At 69.8% G+C, this 23,440-nt stretch carries 22 protein-coding genes; 15 read left to right on the forward strand and 7 right to left on the reverse strand.

Annotation, left to right across the window (positions count from 1 at the left end):
- Positions 1 to 115 precede the first annotated feature (115 nt).
- The 4 genes from WU80_RS16230 to WU80_RS25895 form a co-directional block, all read right to left on the reverse strand.
- Positions 116 to 988 (reverse strand): alpha/beta fold hydrolase, encoded by an 873-nt coding sequence (locus tag WU80_RS16230; RefSeq protein WP_231633834.1) that lies wholly within the window; start codon positions 986 to 988, stop codon positions 116 to 118.
- Positions 989 to 1,045: 57 nt separating this feature from the next.
- The gene (locus WU80_RS16235) at positions 1,046 to 2,434 is read right to left on the reverse strand and encodes a wax ester/triacylglycerol synthase family O-acyltransferase (RefSeq protein WP_055401585.1); all 1,389 of its coding nucleotides are present in this window, start codon (positions 2,432 to 2,434) and stop codon (positions 1,046 to 1,048) included.
- A gap of 154 nt (positions 2,435 to 2,588) precedes the next feature.
- A complete protein-coding gene (locus WU80_RS16240; RefSeq protein WP_055401582.1) occupies positions 2,589 to 3,032 on the reverse strand; it encodes a nuclear transport factor 2 family protein in 444 nt (147 codons plus the stop codon).
- 45 nt (positions 3,033 to 3,077) lie between these two features.
- Positions 3,078 to 3,254: a hypothetical protein gene (locus tag WU80_RS25895; protein WP_156349483.1), complete on the reverse strand. Its 177-nt coding sequence runs from the start codon at positions 3,252 to 3,254 to the stop codon at positions 3,078 to 3,080.
- Positions 3,255 to 3,431: 177 nt separating this feature from the next.
- On the opposite strand from WU80_RS25895, the gene WU80_RS16245 reads away from it, so the two are divergent.
- The 4 genes from WU80_RS16245 to WU80_RS16260 all read left to right on the forward strand — a co-directional run bounded on the left by WU80_RS16245 (position 3,432) and on the right by WU80_RS16260 (position 7,878).
- Positions 3,432 to 3,857 carry a PPOX class F420-dependent oxidoreductase gene (locus WU80_RS16245; RefSeq protein ID WP_055401580.1) on the forward strand — a complete coding sequence of 142 codons (426 nt, stop codon included), beginning with the start codon at positions 3,432 to 3,434 and terminating at the stop codon, positions 3,855 to 3,857.
- A gap of 50 nt (positions 3,858 to 3,907) precedes the next feature.
- Positions 3,908 to 6,142 (forward strand): molybdopterin-dependent oxidoreductase, encoded by a 2,235-nt coding sequence (locus tag WU80_RS16250; protein WP_082459785.1) that lies wholly within the window; start codon positions 3,908 to 3,910, stop codon positions 6,140 to 6,142.
- A gap of 114 nt (positions 6,143 to 6,256) precedes the next feature.
- Positions 6,257 to 7,363: a type III polyketide synthase gene (locus WU80_RS16255; protein ID WP_082459784.1), complete on the forward strand. Its 1,107-nt coding sequence runs from the start codon at positions 6,257 to 6,259 to the stop codon at positions 7,361 to 7,363.
- 11 nt (positions 7,364 to 7,374) lie between these two features.
- Complete coding sequence (locus tag WU80_RS16260) at positions 7,375 to 7,878, forward strand: isoprenylcysteine carboxyl methyltransferase family protein (RefSeq protein WP_055401576.1); 504 nt, start codon at positions 7,375 to 7,377, stop codon at positions 7,876 to 7,878.
- 4 nt (positions 7,879 to 7,882) lie between these two features.
- Here WU80_RS16260 and WU80_RS16265 read toward each other — a convergent pair whose 3' ends face one another.
- Positions 7,883 to 8,728: an SDR family NAD(P)-dependent oxidoreductase gene (locus WU80_RS16265; protein ID WP_055401575.1), complete on the reverse strand. Its 846-nt coding sequence runs from the start codon at positions 8,726 to 8,728 to the stop codon at positions 7,883 to 7,885.
- A gap of 181 nt (positions 8,729 to 8,909) precedes the next feature.
- Here WU80_RS16265 and WU80_RS16270 point away from each other — a divergent pair, with 181 nt between their 5' ends.
- Positions 8,910 to 9,947 (forward strand): alpha/beta hydrolase, encoded by a 1,038-nt coding sequence (locus tag WU80_RS16270; protein ID WP_055401573.1) that lies wholly within the window; start codon positions 8,910 to 8,912, stop codon positions 9,945 to 9,947.
- Positions 9,948 to 10,256: 309 nt separating this feature from the next.
- Positions 10,257 to 12,929, forward strand: coding sequence for an FHA domain-containing protein (locus WU80_RS16275; RefSeq protein ID WP_082459789.1), 2,673 nt, complete (start codon positions 10,257 to 10,259; stop codon positions 12,927 to 12,929).
- Positions 12,930 to 12,940: 11 nt separating this feature from the next.
- Here the strand turns inward: WU80_RS16275 and WU80_RS26135 are convergent, their stop codons facing one another.
- Positions 12,941 to 13,105: a hypothetical protein gene (locus WU80_RS26135; protein ID WP_197281170.1), complete on the reverse strand. Its 165-nt coding sequence runs from the start codon at positions 13,103 to 13,105 to the stop codon at positions 12,941 to 12,943.
- Positions 13,106 to 13,352: 247 nt separating this feature from the next.
- Between WU80_RS26135 and WU80_RS16285 the strand changes: the two genes are divergently transcribed.
- From WU80_RS16285 to fadD1, 9 genes are read left to right on the forward strand one after another with little or no spacing between them, the layout of a single operon-like run.
- Entirely contained in the window at positions 13,353 to 14,531 is a 1,179-nt protein-coding gene (locus tag WU80_RS16285) for an acyl-CoA dehydrogenase family protein (RefSeq protein ID WP_055401568.1), read from the forward strand.
- A 17-nt stretch (positions 14,532 to 14,548) separates the two neighbouring features.
- On the forward strand, positions 14,549 to 15,667 hold the full coding sequence (locus tag WU80_RS16290) for an acyl-CoA dehydrogenase family protein (protein WP_055401566.1): 1,119 nt from the start codon (positions 14,549 to 14,551) through the stop codon (positions 15,665 to 15,667).
- Entirely contained in the window at positions 15,664 to 16,164 is a 501-nt protein-coding gene (locus WU80_RS16295) for a MaoC family dehydratase N-terminal domain-containing protein (RefSeq protein WP_055401564.1), read from the forward strand. Before WU80_RS16290 ends, WU80_RS16295 begins: the two co-directional genes overlap by 4 nt.
- A 7-nt stretch (positions 16,165 to 16,171) precedes the next feature.
- Positions 16,172 to 16,627 (forward strand): MaoC family dehydratase, encoded by a 456-nt coding sequence (locus tag WU80_RS16300; protein ID WP_055401562.1) that lies wholly within the window; start codon positions 16,172 to 16,174, stop codon positions 16,625 to 16,627.
- Positions 16,624 to 17,826: a thiolase family protein gene (locus WU80_RS16305; RefSeq protein WP_055401560.1), complete on the forward strand. Its 1,203-nt coding sequence runs from the start codon at positions 16,624 to 16,626 to the stop codon at positions 17,824 to 17,826. Before WU80_RS16300 ends, WU80_RS16305 begins: the two co-directional genes overlap by 4 nt.
- A gap of 2 nt (positions 17,827 to 17,828) precedes the next feature.
- Entirely contained in the window at positions 17,829 to 18,230 is a 402-nt protein-coding gene (locus WU80_RS16310) for a Zn-ribbon domain-containing OB-fold protein (RefSeq protein ID WP_055401558.1), read from the forward strand.
- Positions 18,231 to 18,259: 29 nt separating this feature from the next.
- Positions 18,260 to 19,216 (forward strand): alpha/beta hydrolase, encoded by a 957-nt coding sequence (locus tag WU80_RS16315; protein WP_055401589.1) that lies wholly within the window; start codon positions 18,260 to 18,262, stop codon positions 19,214 to 19,216.
- A complete protein-coding gene (locus WU80_RS16320; RefSeq protein ID WP_055401556.1) occupies positions 19,213 to 20,814 on the forward strand; it encodes an NAD(P)/FAD-dependent oxidoreductase in 1,602 nt (533 codons plus the stop codon). Before WU80_RS16315 ends, WU80_RS16320 begins: the two co-directional genes overlap by 4 nt.
- Entirely contained in the window at positions 20,811 to 22,415 is a 1,605-nt protein-coding gene (gene fadD1, locus WU80_RS16325; protein ID WP_055401554.1) for a fatty-acid--CoA ligase FadD1, read from the forward strand. Before WU80_RS16320 ends, fadD1 begins: the two co-directional genes overlap by 4 nt.
- Here fadD1 and WU80_RS16330 read toward each other — a convergent pair.
- Positions 22,412 to 23,260, reverse strand: a complete 849-nt coding sequence (locus WU80_RS16330) for a DMT family transporter (protein WP_055401552.1) — start codon at positions 23,258 to 23,260, stop codon at positions 22,412 to 22,414. The two genes, fadD1 and WU80_RS16330, sit on opposite strands and share 4 nt — an antisense overlap.
- Between the last annotated feature and the right edge of the window lie 180 nt (positions 23,261 to 23,440).

Here is a 23,440-nt window from a genome sequence, read left to right on the forward strand (position 1 = left end):
CCGCTAGCCCTGATGGCGGCGACCCGCATCGCCCGGCTTCGCCGCGCTCGCGATCGCCGCTAGCCCTGATGGCGGCGACCCGCATCGCCCGGCTCCGCCGCGCTCGCGATCGCCGCTAGCCCTGATGGCCGCGCGACAGGAACGCCAGCACGGTGCTCTCGAACGCCTCCTTGGCCTCGATCATCGACCAGTGGCCGGAGTTGGGGAAGATGTGCAACTCCGCATTCGGGATGGTCCGCATCGGGATGAGCGCCATGTCCGGCGGGCTCACCCGGTCGTCGCGTCCCCAGGTCAGCAGGGTGGGCGCGGTGAGCTTGTGCATGACGGCCCACGGCTGCGGGCGGTCGGAAGCGGCCATCGCGGCGTTCATCGCGGCGAAGGCCGCCTTGCCGTACATCCGGCGCGCGGCGGCCAGCGTGTCGGGGTCGGTGGCCAGCTCCCAACGTTCCTCGACCAGCTCCTCGGTGATCAGCGCCTGGTCGTAGACCATCGACTTGAGCCAATCGACCAGCCGCTGCCGGGTGGGGTCTTCGACGAACTCCTGCAGTAGCCGGATGCCCTCGCTGGGGCTCGGGCTGAAGATGTTGGTCCCGATACCGCCGATGGTCACCAACCGGTCCACGCGATCCGGGCTGTGGGTGGCGAAATTGATGCCGACACCGCCGCCCATCGAGTTGCCGACGATGTGCACCCGCCGCACATCCAGCGCGTCCAGGAAGGGCGACACCGTGCCGAACGCGGTGACCATCGGGTGGCCGCCGAAGTCGTCGCTGACGCCGAACCCGGGGAACTCCAGGATCAGGCAGCGGAAGCGCTCGGCGAAGGCGGGCAGGACGCCGCGGAAGTTGCGCCACCCGGTGACGCCGGGACCGGAGCCGTGCAGGAAGAGCAGCACCGGACGGGACTCGCCGCCGGTGTCGTAGTAGCGCAAAGCGCCCTTCGGCGTGCTGATTTCGCGCAGCTCGGGCTGTTCAACGGGGTTCGCCACGCATGTCACCTTGCCATGCCGTAGCGGCATCGCCGGACGCGGTTCCGCTCACCGGGTCTAATCGTGGCTGGGCTCGCTGCAGTTCAGTAGCTCTTTGAGCGCCGCCGGAAACGCGTCGGCGAGCTCCCACAGGTCGGCAACCAGGTCGGGGCAGGAGTTGAGGCCGATGCCGAGCCGGCCACCCAGCGACATGACCGTGATGTTCAGCGCGGCGGGCGCGATGAGCGGGCCCAGCGGGTACATGGCGTCGACGCGGCAACCCGTGAAGTAGAGCTGTTCCTGCGGTCCCGGCACGTTGGACAGCACCAGGTTGTGCGGCGGGTATTGGGATAGGGCTGAGCGAGGCAGCAGCCGGCGCGCGGCGCCGAACATGGTCTGCCCGACCACCTGCGTCCAGTCCTGCAGCAGGCTGGGTCCCATGGCGGCGGCGTGGTCCTTGGCCGCGGCGTTCCCCTCGGCGATTCTGCTCAGCCGCTCGGCCGGATCGTCAAGGTGGGTTTCGAGCCGGCACAGCATCCAGCTGGTCTGGTTGCGGCCCGGCCGGCCTGACCTGCCCCGCACCGACACCGGCACGCTGGCGACCATCGGTCGGTCCGGTAGCTCGCCCCGGTCCGACAGGAACTGGCGCAGCGCCCCGGCGCACAGGGCCGTCACGACGTCGTTGACGGTGACGCCGAACCTGTTCTTGACCGTTTTGACGTCGTCGAGGTCCAGGTTGGCGAAGGCGACGTTGCGCCGCCGGCTGAACGGGCCGTTGAACGCCGTCGACGGCCCCGCGAACGGGGCGGCCATGGTCTGGCCCCCGCCACGAGCACGCAGAATCGTCTGCGCCACCGTCAGCGCCGTCGTGGGCACCACCTTGGCCAGGCGCCATGGCCGCAGCCCGGCACCGATCAGCCCGGAGGCCGCGATCTGCAGCGGACTCGCCCCGCCGGCGCGGGTGGCGGGCTCCGGGGCGGGGGCGTCCGGGGCGGTGCTGCACAGCTTGGCCAACAGGTTGGCCCCGCCCACCCCGTCGACCACCGCGTGGTGGACCTTGAGGACGACGGACAGCGCTTCGCCGCCGTGCATGCCCTCGATCACCCACATCTCCCACAGCGGGCGATCGCGATCGAGTGGCAGCCCGGCGATGTGCCCGCAGATCTCGGCTAACTCCCTGGAGCCGCCCGGCGCGGGCAGCGAGACGCGGTGCAGATGGCGCGCGAGGTCGAATCGATCGTCGTCCACCCAGACCGGATGGTCGAAGTTCAGTTGGTTGTCGGCCAGCTTGAGCCGGAATTCGGGCACCGCGTCCAGCCGCTCAGACAGCGCGTCGCGAAACCGGTGGAACGTGTAGCCGCCCGGCATGTCACCGGGATCCAGCTCCATCACGCAGCAAACGTTCAATGGCTGCGTCGGCGATTCCAGGTATAGAAAGAACGCGTCTAACCCACTGAGTCGTTGCATTTCCGCTCGTCTCTTTTGCGCGGCCGTGACCGCTGGTCAGATGACCTGTGGTCAGCCCCGGTCCACGCGGGCGAACGCGATCAGGACCGACCGCAATCTCTAGATGTGATGACTGTCTGTAGCCGTTGTGCGGTCTCGGGCAAACATCGAAAAGTCAGCGATTCGCCGGGCCCCGGGCCATCGCCGAGTTGGGGGCCGCCCAGTCGGTGGACACCTTGCGGTGCTTGATCAGCCAGCTGTCGCCGTCGGGCACCAGGGTGTCGCGGTAGCGACCGAAATGGTCGAGCCCGACATGGGTGACCACGGTGAAATACGACGACACGTGCGCAGTGTCGCGGGTCAGGCCGGTGAACAGCACGTTGGTGAGGTTGTGCCGGACGACCGGCTTGGCATCGGGTTGCCCGGCGACGTCGACGCGGCCGAGGAACGACGCGATCGCCGATCGCCCGCGCAGCGGCTCCATGCCGCGGATTTCCAGGACGCCCTCCGCGCAGAACGTGTCGGCGAGACCGCCCGGGTCGCCGGCGTCACCGGCCCAGTTGTATCGGGCGAGGGTGTCGCGGATAAGTTCCCGCGCGACCAATTCCCAGATCTCCACAGTGATTACTCCTCGCGCGCAGCCTAATACGCGAAAGGGCGATCGCTACTTCACGATGTGGGGCCGGAAACCGATCGGGGCCGCCGGTGTCACGCCGTTGAGGTCGAAGACGGCGATCAGGGCCCGCAGCAGGGCAGGGGACCAGTCCTCGAAGGGCTGGGCGTCGAGGCGACTGAGGACCTCGTCGCGCAGATAATCGATGCCCGACGGCAGGTCGCTCATCGCGCATCCCGATCGCGCCAGGGACCCGGTTCGGTGATCAACGAGCCAGCTCCCTTCGGCGAAAGTTCCCGCCTCGACGCTAATTGCCGCGCGTCGCCGGTGTACAGCCAACTGGCCAAACTCAAATGTGTCTGCCACGCGCGGGAATGAATCCCGGTCCGAAGTCGTACAACAGGCATGGAACTCAACGCCGCCGCCCGCGACCTCATCGGCAAGGGCGCCGATGCCACGCTGGTCACCCTCAACCCCGACGGCAGCCCACAGGTCAGCCTGGTCTGGGTGGCGCTGCGGTCGACGCCGGAGGGCGACGAGCTCGTCACCGCACACCTGGCCGCGCACAAGAAGGTTCGCAACGTCCGTCGTGACCCCCGGGTGGCCGTCACCATCGTGTCGCTGGACGGGTCCGGCGCCGGGATGCGGCCATACCTTTCGATTGCCGGGACGGCGCGAATCGTCGAGGGCGGCGCGCCGGAGCTTCTCGCCGAGCTCAACCCGATCCTGGGCGACCCGAACACGAAGTTTCCGCCGGACGGCGCGCCGCCGGGATTTTTGACCCGCATCCGCATCGACAAGGTCGGCGGCATCGGCCCCTGGGCGGCCTGACGCCCGATCTGCCACTTCCGCGACGACCAGTAGCGGAATACAGTGGGTGGGTGACGACGGGCGAAGACGGCAGGCACCTGCGCACCTGCCCCCTGTGTGAAGCCATGTGCGGCTTGGAGATTCACGTCGACGGCGGCAGGGTCACCGGCATCCGCGGCAATCGCGACGACGTGTGGAGCCGCGGGCACATCTGCCCGAAGGGCGTCTCACTCGCGGCGCTGCACGACGACCCGGACCGCATCCGCCGGCCCATGATCAAGGTCGACGGGCAATGGCGCGAAGTGAGCTGGGACGCCGCGTTTCGGCGCTGCACCGAATTGCTGACGCCGGTGATCGCCGAGTACGGCATCGGCGCGGTCACCGCCTACACCGGCAACCCGCTCGCGCACTCGTTTTCACTGGCCCGGTATGCGGGCGTCCTGATGGGCATGTCGGGAATGCCGGTCACGTATTCGCCGGGCACGGTCGACCAATGGCCGAAGAACCTGTCGTCACACCTGATGTACGGCCTCTGGTGGAATTTCCCGGTGCCCGACATCGAACGCACCGACCTGATGGTCATCATGGGCGCGAACCCCGCCGCGTCGCAGGGCTCACTGCTGGCCGCGCCCGACGTGATGGGCCTGATCGATCGAATCCGCAAGCGCGGCAAGGTGATCGTGATCGACCCGGTGCGCACGCAGACCGCGGCCCGCGCCGACGAATGGCTGCCCATCGTGCCCGGGACCGACGCCGCGCTGCTACTGGCGGTGGCGCACACGCTGTTCGACGAAAACCTGATCAATCCGGGACCACACTTCGACGGTGTCGACACGATGCGCCGGGTCGCCGCGGACTGGCCGCCGGAACGGGTGAGCGCGGTCACCGGTATCGGTGTGGACCGCATCCGGGACTTGGCACGCGAGCTCGCCGGCACCGAGAGATCGGTGGTGTACGGGCGAATTGGCCTGTGCAACCAGGAGTTCGGCAGCCTGGCCAGCTGGATGGTGGACGTCATCAACATCCTGACCGGTCATTTCGACGTGCCCGGGGGAGCGATGTTTCCCCGGCCGGCCGCCTGGTCGATCACCACGCAGCCGCTGCCCGGGCTGGAGGGCGGCCGCGCGGAATTCGGGCGATGGCACACCCGGGTGCGCGGGGCCAAAGAGGTGCTCGGGCAGGCGCCCGTGTCATGCATGGCCGAAGAGATCGCCACCCCGGGAGAAGGGCAGCTCAAGGCGCTGATCACGGTCGCCGGCAACCCGGTGTTGTCCACCCCCGGCGGCGACAAGCTCGACGAGGTGCTGCCGATGCTGGAAGCGATGATCTCCGTTGACCTTTGGCTCAACGAGACGACGCGGCACGCCGACGTGATCCTGCCCGGGCTGTCGCCGCTCGAGCAGCCGCACCACGACGATCTGATCCTGCTCTTCGCGATCCGCAGCATCGCGAACTATTCGGCGCCGGTGTTCGACCCGGGGGATCGCCCGCACGAGTGGGAGATCCTGATCCGGTTGACCGGCCTGTGCACCGGCACGCCGGCCGAAGACGTCGACGTCGCCGCGATCGACGACGGCTTCTTCGATTACCTGGCCTTCACGCGGGGACTCGACGGGGCCGAGATCCGCAAGCTCTACGAGCACGGCGGCCCCGAGCGGATGCTGGACCTCACGCTGCGAACCGGCCCGTTCGGTGACCAGTACGGCAAGAACCCCGGCGGGCTGACGTTGGACCTGCTCAAGGCCAACCCCAACGGCATCGACTTCGGGCCGATGGTGCCTCAGCTGCCCGACATTCTGGACACGCCCGACAAGAAGATCCGGCTCGCCCCGCAGTACCTGCTCGACGACCTGCCCCGGCTGGCCGCCCGGCTGGAGCGACCGGCCGAACCGCTCGTCCTGGTGAGCCGCAGGCATCTGCGCTCCAACAACACCTGGTTGCACAACGTGCCCGCCCTGATGAAGGGAAAGGACCGGTGCACGTTGCTGATTCACCCCGACGACGCGGCCCGCTGCGGCGTCGCGGACAACGACGTCGTCACGGTGAAGTCCGAGGCCGGCGAAATCAAAGTGCCCGTCGAGGTTACCGACGCGATCAAGCCCGGCGTGGTGTCGATGCCCCACGGCTGGGGACACGGCAAGCCGGGCACCCGGATGGCCGTGGCAAACGGCTCGCCGGGCGCCAACACGAATGTGCTTTCCCCGCCGACGTTTATCGACGAGCCGTCCGGCAACGGCGCACTGAACGGCATACCGGTCACGATCATCGACGACCAAGCCCGGTTCCGTCCCGCGCAAACAACCTGAGCCGCTTAGATGTTTCCCCCGCCGCATCGTTAACGGCGTGCACCGCACTGTGGTTCATCTCACCCGGAGCGCCTCCGGCTGAACCATCGAAGCGAGCCCGTCGTCGGCATAGGCATGACTGCAACAACGCATTTGAGATCCGAGGGCCGACCCGCTCGACGACGGCGCGCGGGGGCGCACGTCGCCGGAACCGCGGTGGCCTTCACCCAGCACCGCTACAACCAGGACGAAGTGGCGCGCGAGCTCACCGAATTCACCGATCCGCGGTTCCTGCGCTTCGCGCAGACGACGGGGGTCGACCAGCGCAGCCTCGCGCTGCCGCTGTCGCGGTACCCGCGGTTGAGTGGTTTCACCGAAGCCAACGACGCCTATCTCGAGGTCGCCGTGGACCTCGGCGAGCGGGCGATACGCTCGGCGCTGACCGAGGCCGGCATCGACCCGCACGAGGTGGACACGATTGTGATGGTCTCGAGCACCGGCATCGCGGTGCCGACCATCGACGCGCGACTGATGACACGGATCGGCCTGCGGCCCAACGTCAAACGCGTTCCGCTGTTCGGCCTGGGCTGCGTGGCGGGCGCCGCAGGCATGGCGCGCGTGCACGACTACCTGCAGGGCCACCCCGAGGACGTGGCCGTGCTGCTGTCGGTCGAGTTGTGTTCGCTCACCCTGCAACGCGACGACACCTCGATCCCCGCCCTCATCGGTGTGTCCTTGTTCGGCGACGGCGCCGCCGCCGTGGTCGCCACCGGCGCAGAACGAATTCCGCTGCGCCGCAACGACCGGTCCGCCCCGCGGCTGCTCGCGACCAGGAGTCGCGTGGTTCCCGAGACGGTTGACGTGATGGGGTGGAACGTCGGCTCCAGCGGCTTTCAGCTTGTGATGTCGCGCGACGTGCCGAAAATGGCCGACACCTACCTCCGCGAAGAGGTCGACGGGTTCCTGGCGGACCACGGCCTGTCCCTGGCCGACATCTCGGCCTGGGTGTGTCACCCCGGCGGCCCGAAGGTGCTCGACTCGATCGAGGACGCGCTGGGGCTGCCGCCCGCCGCCCTGCGCCACAGCCGGGACTCGATGCGGGACAACGGCAACATCTCCTCGGCGTCCGTGCTCGACGTGCTGCGCCGGACCGGCAACCAGCCACCTGCGGCGGGGTCTTTCGGGGTCATGCTGGCGATGGGGCCGGGCTTCAGCTTCGAACTGTTGTTGCTGCAGTGGTGACGGGGGAAAACATGTATTACTTCCTGTTCATCCTCGCCATCGCCGCCGAGCGCGTGGTCGAGCTGGCCGTCGCGCAACGCAACACCAAATGGTCACTGGCGCAGGGCGGCAAGGAATTCGGCCGCGACCATTACCCGGCGATGGTCGGCATGCACGCCCTGCTGCTGGTCTCGTGTCTGGTCGAGACTTTCGCGCTGGCGCGGCCGTTCGTCCCGTGGCTGGGTTGGCCGATGCTCGCGGTGGTGGCGCTCAGCACGGTGGTGCGCTGGCGCTGCGTGCGCATTCTCGGAAAGCGTTGGAACCCTAGGCTGATCGTGCTTCCGGGAGCACCGCTGGTTCGCGACGGGTTGTATCGATGGGTGCGCCACCCGAATTACGCAGCGGTCACGGCGGAGGTGGCGGCGCTGCCGCTGGTCCACTCGGCGTGGCTGACGGCCATCGCGTTCAGCGTTGCAAACGCGGCGGTGTTGCGCGTGCGGATCCGCGCTGAGAACGCCGCCTTGGGTTATGCGTGAGCGCTCACGGCGCGATGGGGCGATTCGTCCACTCGCGGTCCGGGCGGCGCGTCGAGCGGAACCAGCCGCCCGCCGCGGCGGTACCGCCGTCGGTCGGGACGGTGTGGCCGGTGACGAAGGCCGACAAATCCGAGGCCAGAAACAGGATCACCCGCGCCTGGTCCTCCGGCACGCCCATCCGGCCGACCGGGACCCACTGCGGCCACTGGGCCCGCTCGTCGGCCGACAACCATCGCGAGTAGGGCACTTGAAGGGATTCGGTGACGTCGGGCGCGATCGCATTGACCCGCACCCCGCGGCCACCGACCTGCACCGCGAGGCTGCGGGTGAACTGGATGACCGCGGCCTTGAACGCGGCGTAGACGGGGTCTTCCGGGTAGCCGCGCAGGCCCTCGACCGACGACACGTTGACGATCGCACCGGCCCGCCGGGCCACCATCGCGGGCAGGAAGGCGTGGGTGACCAGGAAGACATGATGCAGGTTGATCCGGTAGAGCTCGTCCCAGAGACCGGGATCGGTGTCAGCGAAATTCCCCGGGTGCCGCAGCCAGTGGCCCACGTTGTTGACCAGCACGTCCACCCTGCCGTAGCGATCGAGCACCGATCGCGCCAGGTCGTCGACCGCGGCCGCGAGCCGCACATCGGCAACCACCGCGACGGCCGAACCCCCCGCGTCGGCGATGTCGTCCACGACGCCGGCGGCGAGCCCGCCGTCGATGTCGACGATGACCACGTGGGCGCCCTGCCGGGCGAACAGTCGCGCGGTGGCGGCGCCGATGCCGCCGCCGCCCCCCGTCACCACCGCCACCCGATCATCCAGCAGCGCGTCAGGGCGCGTTTCGTCCTTCATCGCTCATATCTTGGGCCACCGCGAACCGATCGCGAACCCCGGGACGGCAAACAGCCGGAATACCGTCCCATACCCACCCTTAACCGGCGGTAAACCGTGATGTAGCCAACATTCGCGCCGTCTTCACCCGCAGTTTTTCCTGGCCGCCGGCGGGTATTCCGTCCGCACTTAGGAGGATTGCATGGTTAGCACCACCGATCCACATCGCTTATTGCCAAGTGGCGCAATGAAGCGGCGAGTCCACCATCGCCACAGCCCGCAATCGGTAGCGGTCTCGCTGGCCAGCCGGTTGATCGTGAAGAACACCATCCGTGCGTGGGCCTTTACGCCGAACCTGCACTGGCCGTTCGAATATGTGGACGGCTTCGCGGGATTGATGCCGCGGTTTGGCATTTCGGCGCAGATCGAGCCGGTGCGGCTGGAAAACTGTGCCGCCGAGTGGGTTTGCGCGCCCGGCGTCTCGACCGATCGGGCGATCCTCTACCTGCACGGCGGGGCCTTCCTCACCTGCGGCCTCAACACGCACCGCTCGGTGGTCACCCGATTGTCGAAGGCCGCCGATGCCGCGGTGCTCACCGTCGGATACCGAAAGCTGCCCACCCATCAGATAACCGACGCGATCGACGACGGCATGGACGGGCTGCGCTGGCTGGAGGAACGCGGCTTCACCGGCGACCGGATCGTCGTCGCCGGCGACTCGGCCGGCGGATATCTCGCCTTCATGACCACGCTGCTGGCCATCAACAGCGAGTTCATGAGGCCCGCCGGGATCGCCACGATCTCACCGTTCACCGATGCCGACCCGGCACGAAAGCTCAAGCACCCCAACGCGCGCAAGTGCTCCATGTTCACCCGCGGCGCGTTGTCCATGTTCGCCCGATACCTCAGCCAGGCGCAGGTCCTCGAGGGACGGGGCGATTCGGCCGTGGCATCGCCGGTGGACGCCGAGCTGTCCGCGCTGCCGCCGGTCACCATCCACGCCAGCTCCGACGAGTTGCTGCTTCCCGACGCCGAACTGATGGCAAAGCGCTTGGAAGCCAGCGGAATCCCGTGCGATCTGCATCTCTGGGACAGGCAGATTCACGACTTCCCGTTGGCCGCGGACATCCTGCCGGAGGGCAGGCGGGCCATTCGCTACATCGGTGACTTCGTCAAGGACGTCACCGCGGCGGCCTCGCCGTGGCGCCACCACCTGCATGCCACCGCCGCGGCGGGCTAACACAGTCGTCGTAATCGGCTGCGCCACAACCCATCTGATGATCGGCCAGCGCCCGCACCCGGTTCTACGCTGTTCTTGCCGGCCCGGCGCCGGGCCCTCGAGAGGGACCCCGCCCTGCGGATCGCCGGGTGGGGCGTCGCCGACGGAAACGTCGCCGGAAAGGCCATCGTCGCGCTCGGGCATCCACGGCCGGTCGCCCACGGTCCCACCGTCCAACACGCGGCGGCACCCACGCCTCCTCGCGGCCGGCGAGGGCGCGATCGAGATTGGCCGTCCCGATTCACCCGGCTGCCGATACAGTTGGTCGTGATGAGCCGACCATCCCCTCCTGTGTTGACCGTGCGGTACGAGGGATCCGAGCGCACGTTCGCCCCGGGCAACGACGTAGCGATCGGGCGCGACCTACGCGCAGACGTGCGCGTGGCGCATCCGCTGATCTCCCGCACCCACCTCATCGCCCGTTTCGACCAGGGCCGATGGGTCGCCATCGACAACGGCAGCCTCAACGGCCTGTTCGTGAACCACCATCGCGTGTCCATGGTCGACATCCAGGACGGCATGCGCGTCAACATCGGCAACCCGGACGGTCCGGCGCTGACCTTCGAGGTCGGCCGCCACCAGGGCTCGGCCGGACGGCCCCCGCTGACGGCGTCGATACCGATCGTCAACCCCGCCACCGCGGCGAGCCCGCAGGCTTCCGCGCCTCAGCCCGGCGCGCCATGGCCCGGCCAGCAGTCGGCGTCGGCCGCCTTTCGGCAGCCCAGCGGCCCGCAGCCCGTCCACCCGCCGAGCGCGCCGCAGCCCGTTCATCCGCCGAGCGGATCGGTGCCCAGCCAGCCGTCGGCCGCCCAGCCCCGGTACCCGACCGGTGGCCAGCCGGCGGCACCACCCAGCGGGCCGCAGCACGCCCCCCAGATCTACCGCTCGCAGTCGATGAATCTGCCCCCGGCCCAGGCCGCGCAGCCGCCGGGGCTCGAGACTCAGCGCGTCAGCGGTGACGCGTCGAACCTCGCGACGTCGATGATGAAGATCCTGCGGCCCGGCCGGGCGGTCGAGTCGACCCCGGGCGCAATCAAGATCGGCCGCGCCAACGACAACGACATCGTCATCCCCGAGGTGCTCGCGTCGCGGCACCACGCCACCCTGGTCCCGACGCCGCACGGCACCGAGATCCACGACAACCGCAGCATCAACGGCACCTTCGTCAACGGTGCGCGGGTCGACTCGGCGGTGCTGCGCGACGGCGACGTGGTCACCATCGGCAACATCGACCTCGTCTTCGCCGGCGGCACCCTGGCCCGCCGCGACGAGAGCGCCACCGCCACCCGCACCGGCGGGCTGGACGTGCGCGGTGTGACGTGGACGATCGAGAACAACAAGACGCTGCTGGACGACATCTCGCTGGGCGCGCAGCCCGGCACGCTGACGGCGGTGATCGGCCCCTCCGGGGCGGGCAAGTCGACGTTCGCCCGACTGGTCGCGGGGTACACGCACCCGACCCGCGGCACGGTCGCGTTCGAGGGCCACAACGTCCACGCCGAGTACGCCTCGCTGCGCAGCAGGATCGGCATGGTGCCCCAGGACGACGTGGTGCACGGCCAGCTCACGGTGCAGCAGGCGTTGATGTACGCCGCCGAGCTGCGGCTGCCGCCCGACACCACCAAGGACGACCGGGCTCAGGTGGTGGCCCGGGTGCTCGAGGAGCTGGAGATGACCCAGCACCTGCACACCCGCGTCGACAAGCTCTCCGGTGGCCAGCGCAAGCGCGCGTCGGTCGCCCTGGAGCTGCTGACCGGGCCGTCGCTGCTGATCCTCGACGAGCCGACCTCCGGCCTGGACCCGGCGCTGGACCGCCAGGTGATGACCATGCTGCGGCAACTCGCCGACGCGGGCCGCGTGGTGCTCGTCGTCACCCACTCGCTGACCTACCTGGACGTGTGCGATCAGGTCCTACTGCTGGCCCCGGGCGGCAAGACCGCGTTCTGCGGGCCGCCAAGCCAGATCGGCCCCGCCATGGGGACCACGAACTGGGCCGACATCTTCAGCACGGTCGCCGGCGATCCGGACGGGTCCAAGGCGCGCTACCTGGCGCGCACGGGACCGCAGCCGCCACCGCCCCCGGCGCAACAGCCCGCCGACCTCGGCGACCCCTCGCACACCAGCCTGTTCCGGCAGTTCTCCACGATCGCCAGGCGGCAGGTCCGGTTGATCTTCTCCGACCGCGGCTACTTCGTGTTCCTGGCGCTGCTGCCGTTCATCATGGGTTCGCTATCCATGTCGGTGCCCGGCACCGTCGGCTTCGGCACCCCCAATCCGATGGGCGCCGCGCCCAACGAGCCGGGTCAGATCCTGGTGCTGCTCAACGTGGGCGCGGTGTTCATGGGAACGGCCCTGACCATCCGCGACCTCATCGGTGAACGCCCGATCTTCCTGCGCGAACAGGCGGTCGGCCTGTCCACCACCGCTTACCTGCTCGCGAAGGTCTGTGTCTACACGGTCTTCGCCATCATCCAATCGGCGATCGTGACGATCATCGTGCTGCTGGGCAAGGGCGGGCCGACCCACGGGGCCGTCGCACTGGGCCGGCCCGGCCTCGAGCTGTTCGTCGACGTGGCGTTGACGTGCGTGGCCTCGGCGATGCTGGGGTTGGCGCTGTCGGCCGTCGCCAAGTCGAACGAACAGATCATGCCGCTGCTCGTCGTGGCGGTCATGTCGCAGCTGGTGTTCTCCGGCGGCATGATCCCGGTGACCGGACGGGTGGGTTTGGACCAGATGTCCTGGGCGACGCCGGCGCGCTGGGGGTTCGCCGCGTCGGCCTCCACCGCCGACCTCACCGCGTTGGTGCCCGGCCCGCTCAGCCCGAAGGACTCCCACTGGCGTCACACGCCGGGCGCGTGGTGGTTCGACATCGCCATGCTGGTGCTGATCAGCCTCTTCTACCTGGGCTTCGTCCGCTGGAAGATCCGCCTGCGGGGCGGCTGAGGCCCCGCCGGTCAGGCCCCTTTGCGCATCACCTGGTCGGCCGCGGCGCGCATGCGATCCGACAGCGCAAGGAGATCGTGCTCGCCGACGCCGAGCGGAAGGGTGTAGGCCAGCTGGCGCAATTCGACCGAGTAGTTGCGCAGGTCGTCACGGAGGCGTGTCTCAACAGTGGGCATGACTTCTCCCTCAGGCTGCGGCTGGGCAGAGTGCCCGGTCCCCGTCGACCGGCCGGTATGCAAATCTTCGCAGTCCCTCCCCACAACGGCGAGAGCGCCGATGCGAATTAACGGGAGTTTGACAGCGTCTTTACAGTCCGGGCCTCGGCCCGGCCTACCGTCACGGCGAAATCCCCGGCGCGACCTCGCCGTGGCGTTACGCTGACGCTGCTCGGTGTAAGGCTCGCGGAAAGGCACAGGCGCCCGGATGGACTTCGAACTCGACGCCGGGCAGCGCGCATGGCTGACCGAGGTCCGCGAGTTCCTCCGCGACAACGTGACCGCCGAGTTGCGCGCCGAGCTGGCCCAGCATGACCTGGAGTACCCCGACGGCGAGGTCGCGCGGTTCCGCCGCAAGATCGGGGAGAGGGGCTGGTTCGGGCTGAACTGGCCGCGCGAGTACGGCGGACTCGGCCTGGGCGCCGTCCATTTGCATCTGCTCGCCAGCGAATTCGAGTACTGGGGCGTGCCCGGCCCGGATCTGACGGTCACGTCGGTGGCGCCGATGATCATGCGGCACGGCACCGAACGAAACAAGACCGAATGGCTGCCGCCGATCGCCAGGGGTGAAATGGTCTGCGCCGTCGGCTATTCCGAGCCCGAGGCGGGTACCGACCTGGCCAGCCTGCGCACCAGCGGGGTGCGCGACGGCGACGAGTGGGTGATCAACGGCACCAAGATCTGGAACAGCGGCGCGCAGCGCGCCACCCACGAGTGGCTGTGTGTCCGGACCGATCCCAACGCCGTTCGCCACCGGGGCATCTCGGTCATCATCGTGCCGATCGACAGCCCCGGCGTGACGATCCGGCCGCTGTACGCGTGGTCGGGCTATCGCACCAACGAGGTGCACTTCCGCGACGTGCGCGTCCCGGTCACCAACCTGGTGGGCGAGGTCAACCGCGGCTGGACGTACATCACCGGTGCGCTTGACCTAGAACGCGGCGCCCTGACCAACGCCGGCGACCTGCGGCGCGCCGTGGAGGAGCTGCGTGGCCTCGCGCGGCGGCCGCGCCGGGACGGCACGGTGCCGGCCGAGAGCGCGTCGCTGCGACGCCGGCTTGCGCAGGCCGAGGCCGACGTGGCGGTCGCCACGCTGATGGGGTACGAGGCGGCCTCGATCCTCGACAGCGGCGTGATCCCGTCGGTGGAGGTCAGCGTCGAGAAGGTGTTCACCAGTGAACTGCGCCAGCGCATCGCCGTGCTCGCGCTCGATCTCCTCGGCCCGGACGGGTTGCTGGCGCACCGCAGCGAAAACGCGCCGCTGGCCGGCAAGTTCGAGCGACTGTACCGGGCCGCGCCCCTGATGCGTTTCGGCGGCGGGACCAACGAGGTGCTCCGCGACATCATCGCCCAGCGCGGGCACAAGATGCCCAGCTACGGGCGCTGACGGGCCGACCGGACACCATGAGAGCGATCCCCACCGCTGAACAGCGCCAGTTCGCCTCTTCGCTGCGCGCCCTGCTGGCGGCCGAGTGCCCGGTGGAGTTGGTGCGCGGGCTCAGCGAACCGGGTGCCGACCGCCGCACCCCGGCGCTGCACAAGGCCCTGACCGACGCGGGCGTCCCCGGCCTGGCCCTGGCGGAGGAATACGGCGGGGCCGGCGGCTCGCTGGACGACCTCGCCGTCTTCTACACCGAGGCCGGCCGCGCGCTGTGCCCGACGACCATCCACAGCAGCATCCAGGCCGCGCTCGCCATCGACCAGCTCGGCTCACCGGACGCCAAGGCGGCCTTGCTGCCGGACCTGGCGCGCGGGTCGACCCGGGGTACCACGGCGCTCTTCAGCGCGCGCGACGCCGCCGTGGTGTCGGCCTCGGTGCGCGCCGAACCCGTGTCGGCGCAGTGGCGGCTGACCGGCGCCGCGGACTACGTCGCCGACGCCGACGTCGCCGACGTCATCGTGATTTCGGCTGCCGCGCAAGGGCATACGCTGGTCTTCGTCGTCGACGCCAGAGCGACCGGCGTGACGATGGAGGCCCTCGCCATGGCGGGCGGGCACCGCGCGTTCACGGTTCGCTTCGACGGCGTCCTGGTCGCCGGCGACGCGCTGCTCGGTGACGCCCCCGCGTCGGCCTTGCGGCGGGTGGCCAACGCGGCGGTGGCCCTCGGGTCGCTCGACCTGGTGGGCGTAGGGCAGGCGGTCATCGACCGCACCGTCGACTACACCACCGTGCGTCACCAATTCGGCCGGCCCATCGCGTCCTTCCAGGCCGCCCAGCATCTGGTCGCCGACATGCACATCGCCCTGGCGGCGGCGCGACTGGCCGCGCATGCGGCCGTCTTCTGGATCGCGCGTGGCCACACGGCAACTCGGGAGACCGCCATCGCGCGGATGCACGCGGCCACCGCCGCCCGGCTGATCACCTTGGACGCCCACCAATTGCACGGCGGCATGGGGTATGTCACCGAGACCGATCTGCACCTGTGGACCGAGCGGGCGCGGCTGGGCTCGACGTGGGGCGGCGGGGCGGACGTCGCCGCGTCGTGGCTGGAGGAAACCTTGGAGGCAGAGGAGGGCCGGTGAGCGAGGACAGCTTGATCGACGCGGAATCGGCGTCGCGGGTCGGCACCGTCGCGGCGTCCGCGACGGGCGAGGTGAACCGGCGCGACTGGCAGCGATGGGCGGCGGCGGTCGGTGACCACAACCCGCTGTATTTCGACCCGGATCACGCCAGGGCCAACGGGTTTCGCGACATCATCTGCCCGCCGCTTTTCCTGCAGTACGCCGTGCTCGGCGTGACCCACCTGCAAGCGCTGCGCCCCGACGGTTCCTCCGGCGCGATCTCCGGCAGCCTCGCGTTTCCCCGCGCGCCCAAGCGGATGGCCGGCGGGGAGAGCTTTACCTTCCACCTGCCGGCCTACCACCGCGACGACATCGAGATGGTCCGCACCATCGACTCCATCGTCGAAAAGGAGGGCCGATCGGGCAGATTCGTTCTGGTCACCTGGACCACCGTGTACCGCAACCAGCACCGCGAACTGCTCGCCGAAGCCTCGACCTCGATGATCGCCCGCCCCTAGGAGCGCCATGACCGACCAAGTCTTTTACGAGGACGTCGAGGTGGGCCACCGGATGCCCGAACTCACCGTGACCGTCGACGAAACGCAGCTGTTCTTCTTCAGCGCAGCGACCTACAACGGCCATCGCATCCACTACGACAAGGACTGGGCGCGCGCGGTCGAGGGGTACGACGACGTGCTGGTGCACGGTCCGCTGCAGGCCGCGCTCCTCGGCCGCGCCATCGGGGACTGGATCGGCGGGCGAGGCCGCCTGGTGTCCTTTTCCGTGCAGAACCGTGCGGTCGCCCACCCCGGGCAACCCCTGAGCTTCGGCGGGACGATCACCGGCAAACGCCTCTCCGACGACGGCGCGGGGCTGGTGGACCTCGACATCGCGGGCCGCCGCCAGGACACCGTGCTCATGCCGGGCACGGCGACGGTCGCGTTGCCCCGACGCGGGGCGCCTCCGGAAGCCGATCAGTGACCGGGCTGCGCGGCGAGGCCGCGATCGTCGGCATCGCGGAGCTGCCGGCGCAGCGCCGTCCCACCCGCCCGCCGCTGTTCACCCTCGACCAGTACGCGCTGCTGGCCAAGATGGTGGTCGAGGACGCGGGCGTCGACCCCGCGTGCGTCAACGGCCTGCTGACGCACGGCATCGCCGAGTCGACGATGTTCGCACCCGCCACCCTGTGCGAATACCTCGGCCTGGCACTGGATTTCGGGGAGCGCGTCGACCTGGGCGGGGCCACCGCCGCGGGCATGATCTGGCGGGCCGCCGCCGCCGTGGAGCTCGGCATCTGCGACGCGGTGCTGGCCGTGGTCCCCGGCTCGGCGTCGCAGCCGCAGTCCGAGAAGCGACCGCCACCGGCACCGAATTGGTATGGCGCGTCGTCAAACAACTACGGATCGCCGCAAGCCGAATTCGAGATCCCATACGGCAACGTGGGCCAGAACGCGCCGTACGCGCAGATCGCCCAGCGCTACGCCGCCGAATTCGGCTACGACCCTTCCACGCTGGCCAAGATCGCGGTCGACCAACGCACCAACGCGTGCGCCCACCCCGGCGCGGTGTTCCACGGCACCCCGCTCACGGTCGACGACGTGCTCGCCAGCCCGATGATCGCCGACCCGATCCACATGCTGGAGACCGTGATGCGGGTGCACGGGGGAGCGGGCGTGCTGATCGCCAACGCCGACATCGCCCGTCGCGGTCGCCACCGGCCGGTGTGGGTCACCGGCTTCGGCGAACACATCGCTTTCAAGACCCCGACCTACGCCGAAGACATGCTGCGCACCCCGATCGCCCGCGCCGCCGACCGGGCCTTCGCGATGGCCGGCGTGACCCGGTCCGAGGTGGACATGGCGTCGATCTACGACTGCTACACGATCACCGTGCTGATGAGCCTCGAGGACGCGGGCTTCTGCGGCAAGGGCGAGGCGATGGCGTGGATCGCCGGCCACGACCTGACCTACCGCGGCGACTTTCCGCTCAACACCGCCGGCGGCCAGCTGTCCTACGGGCAGGCCGGCATGGCCGGCGGCATGCACCACGTCGTCGACGGCGCCCGGCAGGTCATGGGCCGGGCCGGCGACGCGCAGGTGCGCGACTGCCACACCGCGTTCGTCACCGGCAACGGCGGCATCATGAGCGAGCAAGTCGCGCTGCTGATGCGGGGGGACTAGCGATGAGTGTCCCCGTTCCCGAGCCCACGCCGGTGTCACGCCCCTTCTGGGACGGCCTGGCCCGCCACCGCATCGTGGTGCAGTACTCGCCCTCGCTGGCGCGCTACGTGTTCTACCCGCGCACGCTGGCCCCGGGAACGCTGGCCGACGACCTCGAATGGCGCGAAATCGACGGCGCCGGAACGCTGTATACGTTCACGATCGCCCGCCGGCCCACCGCGCCACCGTGGGCCGACGCCTTGCCGCAGCTGCTCGCGGTCGTGCAGTGGGACGCGGGGCCGAAGTTCAGCACCGAGTTGGTCGACGTCGACCCCGGCGACGTCGGAATCGGCATGCGGGTGCGGCCGGTGTTCTACGATCTGCCCGAAAACGGAATCACCCTTTTGAAATACCGGCCGGCATGAGCGGCCCGGCGATGCGGGCGGAGGTTCACATGGACGGCCCCCTTGACGGCGTCCGGGCGATGCTGCGCGAGTTGGACGCCGGATTCCCGCGCATCGAGACCATGACCGCCGACGAGGCCCGCGCCGCCGTCGCGCAGCGACGCCAGCCGGTCAACAACATCGACGACGTCCGCCGCACCGAGGACCGGTCGATCCCCGGCCCCGCCGGCGCCATCCCCGTGCGGGTCTACCACCCCCATGGCGACACGCGCGACGAGCGCCCCGCGATCGTGTTCTGCCATGGCGGCGGATTCGTGTTGTGCGACATCGAATCCCACGACGGCTTCTGCCGCGCGCTGGCCCGCGGCACCGAGGCCGTCGTGGTGTCGGTCGGGTACCGCCTCGCGCCCGAACACCGCGCCCCCGCGGCCGCACTGGACGCGTTCGCGGCGTTCTGCTGGGTGATCGACCACGCCGCCGAACTCGGCATCGACCCGGTGCGGACCGCCGTCGCCGGCGACAGCGCCGGCGGCAACCTCGCCGCCGTCACCGCCATCCTCTGCCGGGACCGGGCGGTCGCCCCGCCGGCCGCGCAGCTGCTGATCTACCCGGTAATCGACCCGTCCTTCGACACCGAGAGCTATCGGCGCTGCGCCACCGGCTACTTCCTCACCCGCGCCGCCATGCGGTGGTACTGGGGCCAATACCTGGACAGCACAACGCTTTTGGATCCGCCACACCTGGTCGCGCCGGCGCGCGCGGCTTCGCACGCCGACCTGCCACCCGCCGTGATCGTCACCGCCGGCCTCGATCCGCTACACGGCGAGGGCCGCGACTATGCGCGCCGGCTGCGCGACGCGGGGGTGCCCGTGGTGCACCGCGACTTCCCGGACCTGTTCCACGGCTTCCTGACCATTCCCGCTTTCCCCCCGGCGGCCTCGGCGCAGGCCATGATCTACGCCGACCTTCGGGAACTGCTGCAACCCACCGTCTGCGAGTCGACATGACCCCGAAGACAGACACCGACGTCATCGTCATCGGGGCCGGGTTCGCCGGGCTCTACGCCGTGCACCGGGCGGCCTCGGCCGGCCTGTCGGTGATCGGCCTCGAGGCGGCGCCCGACGTGGGCGGCACCTGGTACTGGAACCGGTACCCCGGCGCCCGGTGCGACGTCGAAAGTGTGGACTACTCCTACTCGTTCGACGACGCGCTGCAGCAGGACTGGACGTGGAGCGAACGGTTCGCCGCGCAACCGGAGATCCTCGCCTACCTGCGGCACGTCGCGGAACGATTCGATCTGCGCCGGCACTATCGATTCGAGGTCGACGTGGTCGGCGCGGCCTTCGAGCAAGCCCAATGGCGGGTACGAACCCGCGACGGGCGGACCCACGCCGCGTCGTTCCTCATCTGCGCGACGGGTTGCCTGTCGGCGGTCAACCGTCCGGCCATCCCCGGCGTCGACGACTTCGCGGGCGAGGTGTACTTCACCGCCGCCTGGCCGCGCGAGGACCCCGACCTGCGTGGCAAACACGTGGGCCTGATCGGCACGGGATCGTCTGGCATTCAAGCGGTTCCGATCGTCGCCGCGCAGGCCGATCGGCTGGTGGTGTTCCAGCGATCGGCGAACTACAGCATCCCGATGCCCAACCGCCCCTGGACGCCGGAGGAGCAACAACAGATTCGGGAGCAGTATCCCGAGCGGCGCCGCATGTCGGCCTATGCGGCGGCCGGCACCCCGCACGGCACCTACCACAAGCGGGCCGTCGACACCGAACCGCAGGAACGCGCCGAGGCGTTGTGGCGGCGCTGGCGCGAGGGTGGCGTGCTGTTCGCCAAGACGTTCCCCGACCAGAACTCCGACCTCGCGGCCAACGACATCGCCCGTGAGTTCGCCGAGCAGCGGATCCGCGAAATCGTCGCCGACCCCGACGTGGCCACCGACCTCATCCCTGTCGACCACCCGATCGGGGCGAAGCGAATCTGCACCGACGGCGGCTATTACGACGCGTTCAACCGCGACAATGTCCGGCTGGTCAACCTGCGTCGCGAGCCCATCGAGGCGATCACCGCCGACGGCGTGCGCACGGGCGCGGCGACCTATCCCTGCGATGTCCTGATCTTCGCCACCGGCTTCGACGCGCTGACCGGCGCGCTGACCCGCATCGATCCACAGGGGCCCGGGGGAGTGCGACTGAGCGACGTCTGGGCGGACGGCCCGGTGACGTTCCTGGGCCTGATGGTGCCCGGCCTGCCGAACCTGTTCACCATCAGCGGCCCGGGCAGTCCCTCGGTGCTGGCCAACATGGTGCTGCACGCCGAGGTGCAGGTCGATTGGGTCACCGAGCTGATGTTGACCGCCCGCCGCCTCGGGGTGACGGAGGTGGAACCGCGCCGCGACGCCGCCGACACCTGGACCGACCACGTCGCCGAGGCGGCCGAGCAGACGTTGTTCCCGAGGGCGGCCTCGTCCTGGTACCTGGGCGCGAACATCGAGGGCAAGAAACGAATCTTCATGCCCTACGCCGGCGGGTTCGGCACGTATCGGCGCCACTGCGACGAGGTGGCCCGTCGGCACTACGCCGGGCTGGTGCTGACCACCCGATGATCGAGACGGTCCAGCAGCTGCTGCGGCAACGCCGCAACGACGACACCCCGGCGCTGGCCTCCGGCGACCGCGTGTGGACCTGGCGCGAACACCTCGCCGAGGCCGAGGCGCAGGCCGCCGCGTTGATCGCCCTCGCCGACCCCGCCCGCCCGCCGCACGTCGGCGCCCTGCTGCCCAACTCCCCGGCGATGCTGCGCGCCATGGCGGCGGCCGCGCTGGGCGGCTACGTGCTGTGCGGCATCAACACGACGCGGCGCGGGGCGGGCCTGCTGGCCGACATCCGGCGCTCCGACTGTCAGCTGCTGCTGGTCGACCCCGAGCATCTCGCCCTACTGGATGGCTTGGAGCTCAACGGGATTCAGGTGCTCGACGTAACCGGCCGGCGCTACGCCGACCTGGTGGCCGCGGCGCCGGCCCTGGTCCCGCATCGCGAGGTCGCCGGCGGCGACACCCTGATGATGATCTTCACCTCCGGGACCAGTGGCGACCCGAAGGTCGTGCGGCTCGCCCACGCGATGACCGTCATGTGCGGCGCCAGCCTGATCTACCAGTACGACGTCACCGCCTCAGATGTCTGCTACCTGTCGATGCCGCTCTTCCACTCCAACGGCGTCGCCGCCGGATGGGCGGTTGCCATCGGGGCCGGCGCGACCATGGTCCCGGCCCGGTTCTCCCCGTCGCGGTTCCTCGACGACGTGCGCCGCTACCGCGTGACGTACCTCAACTATGTCGGCAAGCCGCTCGCCTTGATCCTGTCCACCCCCGAGCGCCCCGACGACGCGGACAACACGTTGCGCGTGGCCTTCGGCAACGAGGCGACCGACCGCGACATCGCCGAATTCGCAAGGCGTTTCGGGTGCCGGGTGGTCGACAGCTTCGGTTCCAGCGAATTCGCGGTGATCGTCGTCCGGGAGGACGGCACCCCGCCCGGATCGATCGGCCGGCCGTATCCGGGGGTGAGCGTCTACAACCCGGAGACGCTGCGCGAATGCGCCGTCGCCCAATTCGACGAGCACGGGGCGCTGACCAACTTCGACGACGCGGTGGGCGAGCTCGTCAACACCCAGGGCGCGGGGCCGTTCATCGGCTACTACAACGATCCGGACGCCACCGCCCAGCGGATGCGGCATGGCATGTACTGGTCCGGTGACCTGGCCTACCGCGACGCCGACGGCTGGATCTACCTGGCCGGGCGGACGGCGGATTGGCTGCGGGTGGACGGCGAGAACCTGGCGGCGGGCCCGATCGAACGGATTTTGGAGCGGCTGCCCGAGGTCAGCCAGGTCGCCGTCTACGGGGTGCCCGACGAGCGGGTGGGCGATCAGGTGATGGCCGCGCTGGTGTTGCGCGCGGGCGCGCGGTTGGGGCCCGACGAGTTCGCGAGTTTCCTTGCCGCGCAACCCGATCTGTCGCCGAAGGCCTGGCCGCGGTACGTGCGGATCAACGCCGAGCTGCCCACCACCGCGACGAACAAGATCCTCAAACGCGCGCTGATCGCCGCGGGCGCGAGCGCGCAGGGCGGCGTGCTGTGGACCCGCGCGGCGCGCGAGAGGACATACCGTCCGGAGCGCACCCCCGGCCGGCAGGTCCCGGTGAGCTAGACGACGGTTTCCTGCGGCGCTTCCCCGAACCGCGCCAGCACCAGGGTGGCGGACACGGCCACCACCAACCCCGTGATCACCAACCAGCCGAGCCCGTCGCGCGCGTTGTCGCCCAGCCAGACCACCCCGACGAACGCGGGCGCGATGGTCTCACCGACGACCATCCCGGCGACGGCGGTCGTGACGGATCCGCGGTGCAGGGCGGAGGTCAGCAGCAGGAAACCCGCGACCCCGCCCGCGGCCGCCGCGTACAACGCCGGGTTGGTGTAGAAGGCGCGCCGGGTCGGGTCGATCACCTCGATCAGCCGGACACCGACCTCGATGACACCGAAACCGGTTCCGGCCGCCAACCCCAACGCCAGTGCCCGCGGGCGGTCCGGCAGCCGGCCCGCAACGGCGCCGGCGACGAACACCACGGCCACCACGCCCAGCAATGCCCAGCCCAGCCCGGCCGGAGCGTGCCGGAAGTGCCCGGGGCCGGCCGCCAGCGCGAGCGCGACGAGGCTCACGCACACCACGCCCACCGCCGTCCATTCCGCCCGCGACAGCCGCGCCGACAGCAGCCACGCGGACGCGACGCCGGTGACCGCGATCGAGGCGGCCAGCGCCGCGGCGACCACGTAGATCGGCACCAGTCGCAGCGCCGCCACCTGGAGCAGGAAGCCGAGCCCGTCCAGGCCGACGCCGACGAGGTAGCGCCACTGGCGGGCGGCGCGCATCAGCAGCACGGTGTCGACGCCCGAGCCGCTGCCCGCTTCCACCGATCGCGTCGCGGCCGCCTGCAACACCGACGCCGTGCCGTAACAGACCGAGCAGCCCAGCGCGAGGAGGAAGCCGATCAGCACACGTCGAACAATAGGCGCACCGCTCACGCGGTGGCGCGTCAGCGGAGAATCCGCTGAACAAATGTTTGGGCGTTGCCGGATCCGGGCACGCGGGGTTGTAACGCATCGCGCCAGGTCCAGTCACACAGCATTTGCAATAGTGAACAGGCGTGTCTTCTGTATAGCGCCTGAAAAACGTCG

It is taken from the genome of Mycobacterium sp. UM_11, from assembly GCF_001414075.1.
GTDB lineage: Bacteria > Actinomycetota > Actinomycetes > Mycobacteriales > Mycobacteriaceae > Mycobacterium.

Coding starts and splice junctions, on each gene's coding strand:
- WU80_RS16300 (WP_055401562.1), top strand. CDS start 16,172: ATGACCGACCAAGTCTTTTACGAGGACGTCGAGGTGGGCCACCGGATG.
- WU80_RS16235 (WP_055401585.1), bottom strand. CDS start 2,434: ATGCAACGACTCAGTGGGTTAGACGCGTTCTTTCTATACCTGGAATCG.
- fadD1 (WP_055401554.1), top strand. CDS start 20,811: ATGATCGAGACGGTCCAGCAGCTGCTGCGGCAACGCCGCAACGACGAC.
- WU80_RS26135 (WP_197281170.1), bottom strand. CDS start 13,105: ATGCCCACTGTTGAGACACGCCTCCGTGACGACCTGCGCAACTACTCG.
- WU80_RS16255 (WP_082459784.1), top strand. CDS start 6,257: ATGACTGCAACAACGCATTTGAGATCCGAGGGCCGACCCGCTCGACGA.
- WU80_RS16260 (WP_055401576.1), top strand. CDS start 7,375: ATGTATTACTTCCTGTTCATCCTCGCCATCGCCGCCGAGCGCGTGGTC.
- WU80_RS16245 (WP_055401580.1), top strand. CDS start 3,432: ATGGAACTCAACGCCGCCGCCCGCGACCTCATCGGCAAGGGCGCCGAT.
- WU80_RS25895 (WP_156349483.1), bottom strand. CDS start 3,254: ATGAGCGACCTGCCGTCGGGCATCGATTATCTGCGCGACGAGGTCCTC.
- WU80_RS16265 (WP_055401575.1), bottom strand. CDS start 8,728: ATGAAGGACGAAACGCGCCCTGACGCGCTGCTGGATGATCGGGTGGCG.
- WU80_RS16310 (WP_055401558.1), top strand. CDS start 17,829: ATGAGTGTCCCCGTTCCCGAGCCCACGCCGGTGTCACGCCCCTTCTGG.
- WU80_RS16320 (WP_055401556.1), top strand. CDS start 19,213: ATGACCCCGAAGACAGACACCGACGTCATCGTCATCGGGGCCGGGTTC.
- WU80_RS16270 (WP_055401573.1), top strand. CDS start 8,910: ATGGTTAGCACCACCGATCCACATCGCTTATTGCCAAGTGGCGCAATG.
- WU80_RS16290 (WP_055401566.1), top strand. CDS start 14,549: ATGAGAGCGATCCCCACCGCTGAACAGCGCCAGTTCGCCTCTTCGCTG.
- WU80_RS16315 (WP_055401589.1), top strand. CDS start 18,260: ATGGACGGCCCCCTTGACGGCGTCCGGGCGATGCTGCGCGAGTTGGAC.
- WU80_RS16275 (WP_082459789.1), top strand. CDS start 10,257: ATGAGCCGACCATCCCCTCCTGTGTTGACCGTGCGGTACGAGGGATCC.
- WU80_RS16285 (WP_055401568.1), top strand. CDS start 13,353: ATGGACTTCGAACTCGACGCCGGGCAGCGCGCATGGCTGACCGAGGTC.